This window comes from Halalkalibaculum sp. DA3122, assembly GCF_043951865.1.
Classification (GTDB): domain Bacteria; phylum Bacteroidota; class Rhodothermia; order Balneolales; family Balneolaceae; genus JAMQKA01.
In genome coordinates this window covers 123,751-131,870 of the sequence record NZ_JBINJF010000012.1, presented here as the reverse complement: position 1 = coordinate 131,870, position 8,120 = coordinate 123,751, and the positions used below count along the sequence as shown (strand labels likewise).

The 8,120-nt window shown below is 41.9% G+C and carries 3 protein-coding genes and 2 pseudogenes; all 5 read left to right on the top strand.

All coding sequences use genetic code 11. The features are described 5' to 3' along the window. Window positions 1-486: pseudogene (locus ACG2F4_RS10275) on the top strand (hypothetical protein); the annotation flags it as partial. 88 nt (window positions 487-574) lie between these two features. Beyond that, window positions 575-4,003, top strand: a complete 3,429-nt coding sequence (locus ACG2F4_RS10270) for a helicase-related protein (protein WP_395260413.1) — start codon at window positions 575-577, stop codon at window positions 4,001-4,003. 109 nt (window positions 4,004-4,112) lie between these two features. Then, window positions 4,113-4,925, top strand: a complete 813-nt coding sequence (locus ACG2F4_RS10265) for a type IV toxin-antitoxin system AbiEi family antitoxin (protein ID WP_395260411.1) — start codon at window positions 4,113-4,115, stop codon at window positions 4,923-4,925. Then, window positions 4,922-5,719, top strand: coding sequence for a nucleotidyl transferase AbiEii/AbiGii toxin family protein (locus tag ACG2F4_RS10260; RefSeq protein ID WP_395260409.1), 798 nt, complete (start codon window positions 4,922-4,924; stop codon window positions 5,717-5,719). Before ACG2F4_RS10265 ends, ACG2F4_RS10260 begins: the two co-directional genes overlap by 4 nt. Window positions 5,720-5,730: 11 nt before the next feature. Continuing rightward, window positions 5,731-7,953: pseudogene (locus tag ACG2F4_RS10255) on the top strand (Eco57I restriction-modification methylase domain-containing protein); the annotation flags it as partial. Window positions 7,954-8,120: the final 167 nt, after the last annotated feature.

The window sequence follows — 8,120 nt, the reverse complement described above, 5'->3', positions numbered from 1 at the left end:
TGTTTGGTTGGTGGTGCTTCCAAAAACTACCGCAAGGCGGGGTCAAATGCGACTCCGCTTTTTTATTTTCTTACTATTTTCCCCGGACAACAGTGCTTCAGAATTGGGAATAATCAGGGCGGAAGTCCATGGACCCAACTTGATTTCAGCCGGCAAAATGATGTATATGGAGATCAGCATGAGAGGTTATTCTTCCGAATTGATAAGAGGTCGGGGAAATATTATTTCCGGATTAATCAATATTCCAGTGTTGGTACTGACAACTGGGAGAGGAAGGAAAAACGATTAGAAAAATTGCGAGAAGTAGTCGATAGGTCCATTCAAAAGACTGATCTGAATCCCGCCAGACCAAGTAATAGAGGTAAAAATGAATCGGAAGTGGCCATATTTTTCTATGAGGAGGGAAATTCAATCAGAAAAATTATTGAACAGATTGATATTCTAGCTTTGAAATTAGCAAAGGCACATTCAAAATTGGTAACATAATTTTATAGGCGAATACACAAAATTTTGCGCTTGACATTATATTCCTCCATGTTTGAATCTACTTTAACTAACAAATTATTAGCTATTCATGCTGTTAGATAACGAACCCAAAAAACGGGATACCAAAGAGAACACCCGAAAAGTTCACAAATGGATTTCAAAGTACATCAATGAAGGAAGCTTTGATTTAGTTACCGGCTATTTCACAGTTGGGGCCTTAGCTTGGTTTTCCAGGCAACTGAATGACCACATGGATGAGTTTCGTTTTGTACTTGGAGAAATTGTACATCAAAATAACGGTAAAGAACAAGCTCTAGATTTACTGAATGAAAACATAACCGTTAATTCTGCTCTTCAGCTTCATCAATTGGCCCGGGAAGCAGTTTCTTTCTTGAAGCAGGATGATGTATTTGCAAAGACGCTTGAGCCAAATTTCTGTCATGCCAAAGTTTATATATATCGATCCACTAATCAGGAACCTCAGCATAATTACTATATCTCTGGTAGCTCCAATCTTACAGAAGCAGGTATTGGTTTAAAAGAGACAAACAATGTAGAGCTGAATGTTGCTGAATTTGGTTCTTCAGCACAATACAAAGAGATGGTCAAATGGTTTGAAGACCTTTGGAATCGTCCTGAAGCCCATAAACAAAAGATAGTTGTTGAAGAAGATGAAGAGGGAAATGAAGTAGAGCGTAAGGTCAATTTCAAACAGTATCTCATTGAAGAAATCGAAAAAATCTTTGAGGAGTATACCCCCAGAGATATCTACTTTAAAATCCTCTATGAACTTTTTAAAGATCAATTGTTAACGGGCCAGGACGATCCCGAGTTTACACGTCAAATGGGGCGACTGGAAAACACTGTTATTTATCAGGCATTATATGAATTTCAGAGAAAGGGAGTGCTAAGCCTCATTAAAATGCTCCAGAAATACAATGGAGCAATTCTGGCTGATGCCGTGGGGCTTGGAAAAACCTGGAGTGCCCTTGCGATACTTAAATACTATCAGCTCCAGGGTAGAGAGACCATTGTATTGTGCCCTAAAAAGTTGGAAGCCAACTGGCGACAATACCTACGCAACCAAGAATCGCGATTTGAGAAAGATCAGTTCGATTACTTTATCCGATTCCATACTGATCTTGAGCCTGATCGTATGGAAAAATATAAAGATCGGGCTGACAAGACATTTACAAATGACAGGCCAAAACTTTTTGTCATAGACGAAAGCCATAATTTGCGCAATGACAAAGGAAAGCGATACCAGTTTCTGATTAACGAGATACTCTCCAAAAATGAGGATATAAAAGTCCTCATGTTAACTGCAACGCCAATTAATAACACCCTTCTTGATATACGAAATCAGTTTAAGCTGATTGTTCAGGGTAAAAATGACGGATTTAAAAAGACACTAGGAATAAGGAATCTGGAGGCACTATTTCGAAATGCTCAGCGGGCATTTAACCAATGGAGTGAGCTGGAAAATGGGCAAATAGGTGAATTAATTGAGAATCTGGATCGTAGGTTCTTCTCTCTTACAGATAATTTGACCTTGGCCAGAACCCGAAAGATGATTGAAGATCGTCAGCCGGAACTGGTCTTTCCTACAAAAGAGAAACCCAGAAATTTGTTTGTTACACCCAAAGAGATTGGGAACTACGAGGACTTCGATGAATTGATAGACCACTTCCCTGAGAAACTTTCCGGCTATCAACCATCTATGTACCTTGAGTGGGAAGACGTCGAGGACACCTTGAGAGATGAAAAGCAGCGTGAGTTTTTCCTGGTTCGGATGATGTATGTACTGTTAGTAAAAAGGTTGGAGTCTTCATGGAAATCATTTCAATCAACAGTCAAGAATATTCTCGATCATCACCAGAATGCACTGGATAAGATTAAAGCTTATCAAAAGATGCAGGGTGATCTGGAGATGGAAGATGAGGATCAGTACGACCTGTTTGAAGAGGATGAAGATGCATCAGATTTGCTGGATAATTTGACTATTGGTAAAAAAAGACCAATTAAGCTTTCTGAGATTGATGAAAATAATATGCTTGATGCATACAAAGAGGATCTGAAGCAGGATATCCAGGAAATGGAAATGCTTAAAGTGAACCTGGAGCGATTCGAAGAGAAGGTATCAAAAGAGCTCTCCCAGCCTAATAATCACCAGAGTATTGATACGAAACTCCAAAAGCTAATCGAAATTATTAAAGGTAAAAGAGCAAGTGGTACAAACAATAACAACCAGAAAGTTGCCATTTTTACCGCTTACAAGGATACCGCTCTGTACCTGTTTCAGCAACTCAAGGCCAGGGGATTTGAAAAACTCGCTGTTGTTTCAGGTGATTATGCCAAACGGTGGGACTCAGATGTAGAATCAAAAAAGTTTGATGCCCTGCTTCAGCATTTTGCACCTTATACAAAACTTTATAAAGGGAAAGAGTGGGACTTTTCACCAAGCCGATCAGATATGGATCCCTTTGAGGAATATGCCGAGTGGTGCGATTGGGTAAAGGATGAGGATCCCAAGACCTATAAAATCTTAAAGGATCCAATAGATCTTCTGATCACCACTGATGTACTCAGTGAGGGCCAGAATCTACAGGATTGTGATATGGTGATAAACTATGATATCCATTGGAATCCGGTACGGGTTATACAGCGGATGGGCCGAATTGATCGGCTGGGCTCTCCCAATAATACCATACACGGTGTTAATTTTTGGCCTACCGACAATATCAATGATTATCTGAATCTACAAGGTAGGGTCGAAAAAAGGATGGCCGCTATGAAGTTAGCTGGTTCCGAAGTTCACATGGAGTTTTCGGAATCGTTTAAACAGATGGCCGAAGATGAAAAACTCGAGCGAAAGCAGAAAGATCGTATGCTGGAACAGATGCAGACCACCTGGGAGGATATTGAAGTTAGCGATCAGGGTCTTGGTTTTGATGATCTATCCCTGGAAAGATATCGGCAGGACTTATTCCAGGAGCTCAAGGACCATGAAAAATTTTATCAATTAATGCCGCGTGGCGTTTTTAGTGGATTTAAAAAGGATGGAGAACATTGTCCCGAATCGGGGCTCATTGCCCTGTTGGGATATCCCTCCAAACCACCCAAAAGCACAGACTTTTCTTACACCTACTTTGACCTGATATATGTAGATAAAGACGGCAAAAGTGTCCATATGAATCAGAAAGAGATTTTAGATGCTCTCACTGTTCACAAAGATAAGCCCAGATTTGTACCCAATGAGATAGATAGAGGAGATGCTGCAACAATCGAATCTCTTTCAAATACGATTAGAGGCTGGTTACATAATCAGATCGTTGAAGAAGTTGAACGAGAGGATGGCACGAAGCAAAAACGGCTGGGAGGCGGTGCAACAGACCTGGTTCAGAAATTACAAAAAGGCGATCAATCCGCCATGGAAACAATTAAAAGTGATCAAAGCCTGGAAGAGAAGTATGATGCAGGGAATGTGGATCTTGTAGGATGGTTTGTAGTCTCCTAAATGCCGGTTTTTCTGGTCGCCGTCCTTAAAACCTTGTTTATAAACTTATTTTTAGTTATTAACTGCATAAGTGGACGGAATTCATCCAGTTATGCAGGTGAGAACTAAAATGGGCAATACAAATACATATGAATATCTGGGGAGTTACCTGGATCGCTTGCGCTCCCAGGGGCGCTATACCTTTACCGGTGATGAAGTACGATCTGAATTCAGTTTAAATGATGAGGCCTATCAAAAAGTTATTCAGCGGCTTTTGGATAAAGATCGAATCGCCAGGCTGCGTCAGAATTTTTATCTGATCATTCCTCCCGAATATGCAGTCCGTCAAACCTTGCCTCTTGGCTATTTTGTGGATGACTTAATGCAGTTCCTGGACAGAAAATACTATGTGGGGCTTTTGACCGCTGCCATGTATCACGGTGCGGCACACCAGCAGCCACAACAGCAGTTTGTGATAGCGGAGCCTCCTTATCTTCGGCCGATTAAAAACCAGCGGCAGTCCATTCTCTTTTGCATGAAAAAAGAATGGGATGTGGCAGACGTTGAACAACAAAAAACCGATGCCGGATTTATTAATATTTCCAACCCCTCTCTTACGGCTCTGGATTTGGTATTTTACGTGGATAGAATTGGAGGGTTTAACAGGACTGCTACGGTGTTATCTGAATTAGCTTCAGAAATCAATGTCGATAAATTGACAAGAACTGCACAACGATTTAAGCAAACAACGATACTGCAGCGCCTGGGGTATCTTCTGGACAGGGTCTTGCATAAGATCGATCTGTCTGACGCCCTGTATGAGGCTCTTGATCAGCGTAATTTTTATCCCACCCCGCTAAATCCCGGTACAGAAACTGAAAACAAACAGGCCCCCAACATCTGGAAGGTAATACCAAATATTGATGTAGAGGCAGAACTATGATACCAAGAGCTTACATTGACGCGTGGCGATCTACAGCTCCATGGCAACAGGATTCCCAGGTTGAGCAGGATCTGGTTATTTCTCGTGCCCTTATTCAGATATTTTCGCATGACTTACTGAGAGAGCACTTAGCATTTAGAGGCGGTACGGCATTACACAAGTTATTCTTGCATCCACAAGCCAGGTATTCAGAGGATATCGATCTCGTCCAGTTAAAAGAACAACGTATCGGTCCTATACTCAAGGCTATTAGAGATCAACTGCAATTCCTTGGAGGTGAAGATGATCGACAGGTAGAGTCAAGTGACCATAATTGGACGATTTATTACTCTTTTGAGACGGAAAATCCTCCTCCACCTGAAATGCGGGTTAAAATTGAGATAAACACCAGAGAGCATTTTAACATACTGGATCTAAACGAGATAAATTTTTCCATAGATAATCGCTGGTACTCTGGAGAAACAGATATTATCACCTACCAACCCGAAGAACTGCTTGGCACCAAGCTGCGGGCGTTATATCAACGCAAAAAGGGACGAGACCTGTTTGACCTGCACTATGCACTTTCGCATCTTGAAGTCGATACTGATAAAATTATTGATTGCTTTCGGGAGTACATGAAACAAAATGACATAAAGCCACCTACCGGAAGAGAATTTGAGCTGAATATGCAAGAGAAGATGGAAGACCGGGAGTTTACCGGTGATATCGAAGCGCTTCTCCGTTCAGGCATTGAATACGATCACCACCAGGCTTATGATCATATCCATAAAAAACTAATCCAGAATATCTGAACAATACCACCATGAAAGAGATTCTGCAGCAATTCGGGGAAAAAGATTTTAATGAAGCTCTGACTCTTTTTTTTGAAAATTTAGATATCCCGATCCATGGGATTATTAAACAGCCGGGTCCCTTGGAGGGATTTTTGAACCCTGAAAAAGTAACCTTGCCAAGTGGCTTATCACCTAAAGTGGGTGATGTCTATCTCCAGGGAATGGTTAGTGAAGAAGCTTTTCAGGATCCGGAGCGAGAAGATAAAATGGATCCGGAAGAATTGGATGAAAAGGTTGAGGGCGAAGGACAAGAATACGACGGTATTTTGCTGTTTGGGGTTGAACTCAAAGAAGAGAAGCCCACGAGAACTACGATGGCAACGATTACCCGGTTGCTAAACCGTTCCTACAACTATATTCCTGTTGTGGTAGTCTTTAAATATGGTGGACGCCTGGCATTTGCCAATTGTGAGCGGCTAAAATATAAGCAAGCGTGGCGGGAAGGCGAAAAAGCGGGAAAAGTAAGCTTATTGCGGGATGTAAATTATGATAATCCGCATTCAGCGCACTTACGCATACTGCATACACTTACGGTTGAAGGAATACGGGAGAATGATCGCCGAAATAAGGTCGAGAACTTTGAGGATCTCTACCGGGCATGGATGCGGGTATTTAACACCGACGTTCTTAACGAGCAGTTCTACCGCGATTACCAACAGCTATCGGTTAAACTGATTCGTCATATACACCCTGATCAAATAGCAAACAAGGTCGATGCCCACCAGGGTGCTCTAAACCTGCTAAACCGGATGATGTTTATCTATTTTTTGCAGGAGAAGGGCTGGATGATGGATGACCAGAACTTTTTGCATCATTTCTGGCAGGATTATCAGCAGCATGGTGATGAAGAAGACACCTTCCATGAAAACTGGTTGAATAAGCTATTCTTTTCAGCCTTCAATGGTAAAGCATATAAAGATCCGGACCTGTTTACGCACCTGCCGGAAAAATATCACAGTGCTATCCTGGAATTTCCATATCTAAATGGAGGGCTTTTTACAAGGAATCCCGAATACGATGACTTTCTATTGCCTGACCAGCTCTTTGAAGCGATCTTTGAATACCTGGAGAGTTACATCTTTACCATCAGTGAGGATACCGCTGAGGATATCAACCTGGAAATCAATCCTGAACTGCTGGGTAAAATGTATGAAGGAATGATTAACGCCACCGACCTGGATGACCTGGAGGCGGAGAATGGGATTGTATATACCGAGCGACCGGAGATTAACTTTATGACCCGTCGCAGCTTTGTTGAGGTACTGGATGAGAAGCTGGAGGAGGCGGTAACTCGCGAATTTCTATATCATTTCATATTCGACAAGCAGGATGCTAAACAGGAACTTCTTGAGAAATACAATCCTAACGCTGAGAGGTTAAAAGAGGCTATTCTCTCTGTACGGGCTTGTGATCCGGCCTGTGGGTCTGGATCTATGCTGCTGGGGGTAATCCAGCTCCAGATGGAGTTACTGCGAGCTTTGGATGAGTGGCAAGGACAGCCGCATACTCCGCGCGATGACTTTGAACTGAAAAAGCAGTTGATCTCCGAAAGTATTTATGGAGTGGATATCAAAGAGTGGGCCGTCCGCATTGCAGAACTTCGTCTTTGGCTGTATATGATAGCAGAAGCTGAATTTACTACGGAAGAGCTCACCCAATCTCCCTTGCTACCGAATCTTGATTTTAAGATACGTTGTGGGAACAGTCTGTTACCCAAACTGGGGACGCTCGATTTTGATATTAAACAGTTGCTTAAGGGACGAGATAAGCGAAGTGGCGCTACTCGTAAACTGCACGAATTTATTAAACGAAAGAAACAGTTTATCCGAAATGAATTGCCTGACGAGACCTATGAGTCTTTGAAAGATCAGGAGGTTCGGGCGATTACCAGTTTTGTGCAAGAGTTAGTACAGGAAAAAAGTGCCCAGCTTTCCAAGCTGAAGTCTCGCAAGCAGCAGGATATGTTTGGGGATAAAGAGGAGGACTTTTTTAAGGAACAACGACAACGGTTGGAAGAAGAGATTGAGGGGCTGAAAGAAACGCAGACCAAAATACGTGAGACCGGTCGTCTGCCCTTTAGCTATGACATCGATTTCATGGAAATATTCTTGACAGAAGATGACCCGGGCTTTGATTTAATTATCGGGAATCCGCCTTATGTACAACAGGAAGATATTTTACCTCCTGAAGATCCTGAATATTTAGAGCATTTATTGAAAGATGAAAATGCTGATGAGAAAAGAGAAGTAAATAAAGCCTACAAAGAGGAGTTGAGTGATAAAGTATTTGATACGTATCCTTTTCTGGGAACCACAATCCGAACAGAAATAGATGGTACAAGAAGGACAATTCCTTTATA

What these genes read in the sequence shown, in the direction of transcription:
- ACG2F4_RS10270 (WP_395260413.1), top strand. Translation starts at nt 575, where the DNA reads ATGCTGTTAGATAACGAACCCAAAAAACGGGATACCAAAGAGAACACC.
- ACG2F4_RS10265 (WP_395260411.1), top strand. Translation starts at nt 4,113, where the DNA reads ATGGGCAATACAAATACATATGAATATCTGGGGAGTTACCTGGATCGC.
- ACG2F4_RS10260 (WP_395260409.1), top strand. Translation starts at nt 4,922, where the DNA reads ATGATACCAAGAGCTTACATTGACGCGTGGCGATCTACAGCTCCATGG.